At 49.0% G+C, this 1,978-nt stretch carries 3 protein-coding genes; 2 read left to right on the plus strand and 1 reads right to left on the minus strand.

The window, feature by feature from the left end:
- Positions 1 to 173, plus strand: a 173-nt coding sequence (locus F2P45_RS34055; protein ID WP_502572740.1) for an EF-Tu C-terminal domain-related protein, incomplete at its 5' end; no start/stop codon positions are given.
- A gap of 237 nt (positions 174 to 410) precedes the next feature.
- Positions 411 to 728 carry a 30S ribosomal protein S10 gene (gene rpsJ, locus F2P45_RS34060; RefSeq protein WP_005663509.1) on the plus strand — a complete coding sequence of 106 codons (318 nt, stop codon included), beginning with the start codon at positions 411 to 413 and terminating at the stop codon, positions 726 to 728.
- Between the two features lie 270 nt (positions 729 to 998).
- Here rpsJ and F2P45_RS34065 read toward each other — a convergent pair whose 3' ends face one another.
- On the minus strand, positions 999 to 1,199 hold the full coding sequence (locus tag F2P45_RS34065; protein ID WP_166882634.1) for a hypothetical protein: 201 nt from the start codon (positions 1,197 to 1,199) through the stop codon (positions 999 to 1,001).
- Positions 1,200 to 1,978: the final 779 nt, after the last annotated feature.

The following is a 1,978-nucleotide window of genomic DNA, read 5'->3' on the forward strand; positions in this document are numbered from 1 at the left end:
AGTTGCCAGCGGACAAAGAAATGGTTATGCCAGGCGATAACGTGTCGATCACCGTCAAGCTGATCAACCCGATCGCGATGGAAGAAGGCCTGCGTTTCGCCATCCGCGAAGGTGGCCGTACCGTTGGCGCAGGTGTTGTTGCAAAGATTCTCAGCGAAGTAGCTGGTAAGTAATTCGTAGTCAACGGCAGGAAAGCAGGTATACTTGCTTTCTTGCCGGTTGGGGACCTCGAAAAACCGTAGCGAGCGGCGTTAGTTTCGTCCGAGAAGCGGAGCCGTACGAAGGTACGGTGAGCATCGCCGGACGAAAATGACGCCGCGCAGTAGGTTTTTCGTGGTCCCCTGATGTGCCCAAGCAAAAAATTCATATCGCCGGCGCCATGCCGGTTCGTTCTTTTTAAGGGAATTACCATGTCCGCACCAAACCAGAAAATCCGCATTCGCCTCAAAGCGTTCGACTACAAGCTGATCGACCAGTCCGCACTGGAAATCGTCGACACCGCCAAGCGTACCGGCGCTGTTGTCAAAGGCCCAGTCCCACTGCCAACCCGCATCCAGCGTTTTGACGTCCTGCGTTCGCCGCACGTCAACAAAACCTCGCGCGACCAGTTCGAAATCCGTACGCACCAGCGTCTGATGGACATCGTGGACCCAACGGACAAGACCGTTGACGCGCTGATGAAGCTGGATCTGCCAGCTGGCGTCGACGTCGAAATCAAACTGCAATAATCATTGCAGTGTTGCCGCCAGCGCATTGATGTGCGCGGGCGAGTCAGGGCCGGGCGAGTTCGCTGTCAGCGAACAGACCCGGCCCTGATGCGTTTACGGTGTCATCGATGGCGTTTGATGCGCGGAGATGCATTCATTCGACAATCAACTATCGAATGAACGCGCTAATGTGTTTATGCGCTACTTGATATCGCTGGTTCATATAAGCAATTGCACCGTAAATATTTTTCTTGCCATCCCACGTTTAGCTTTCACGCATGCCGTCATGGATTATTCGGTATGCATGACATGATAAACAAATTTACCAAGTTCTTTTCCAGCGCTAAACGAGCCATTAAATAAGGCGAGTCCTGCAATCCCAATGGCAGCTGCACCCAAAAACGGCAAGCCGCCACTTATGCAATTTACTTCAGCATCGTCCAACTCAGCGATTTGCTGATCGAGGTAGGACTGTGTTTTATCGTTCATCATTGTAGCTCCAGTCAAAGAGTAGTTTGAAGTGCATGAGAAGATACATGTATTAGTCTTCAGGAGCCGCTCTGGCCAACTTCGCCTCTTTATAGCCGCTATAAATACCTGCCGCCATTCCTACAACCACGATTCCAACTACAATTATTATTCCAACCGGTAGTCCGCCAGAGACCTGATGACTTCGTCGTGACTCAAATCTTGCATATGCATATCGTTCATGGCTAATCTCCTAAAATTAGACTCCTGTAAGTCGTGATCAGTTCAATAAGTGGAAGAAAGTGCCACCCAAATTTTTGCCAGCCGAGTTAGCCATTAGAAAGACAGAAAGTCCCGCTAAAGAATATATTAAATAACGAACGATTTCAGGAAGAGACTCGAGCCAGTTTAAGATTTCGTATCCATCTGAGTTCATATTAACTTTCGACAGGGAGGGTAAATAATGATGCATTCAAAAGAAATGCCCAAATGCACAGTTGATTTTTATTCACATTCATCTTGTTGTCAAACCTGTTTATCAAAGCGGTGTTTGATGAAGGTCAAAGATGCGATAGGTGGAATATCAAACCGTCGACTTACATTTTCAGTAACTGTTCAGCCTGAGTGGCGATGAAATATACATGTTGTAAACGCCGGACGCTTCGTTCATCATAGTGGCATGGCAAACAAGCTCCCGCGTCCCGACCTTTCCAAGCTTTCCGAGTCCGACAAGAACAAGGTAATCATGGCGCTGTTCGACCATATCGACGCCTTGTTGGCCCGTGTGGAAACGCTGGAGGCGC

Origin of the sequence: Massilia mucilaginosa, assembly GCF_011682145.1 — a bacterium.
Classification (GTDB): Bacteria; Pseudomonadota; Gammaproteobacteria; order Burkholderiales; family Burkholderiaceae_D; genus Telluria_A; species Telluria_A mucilaginosa.

What these genes read in the sequence shown, in the direction of transcription:
- rpsJ (WP_005663509.1), top strand. Translation starts at nt 411, where the DNA reads ATGTCCGCACCAAACCAGAAAATCCGCATTCGCCTCAAAGCGTTCGAC.
- F2P45_RS34065 (WP_166882634.1), bottom strand. Translation starts at nt 1,199, where the DNA reads ATGATGAACGATAAAACACAGTCCTACCTCGATCAGCAAATCGCTGAG.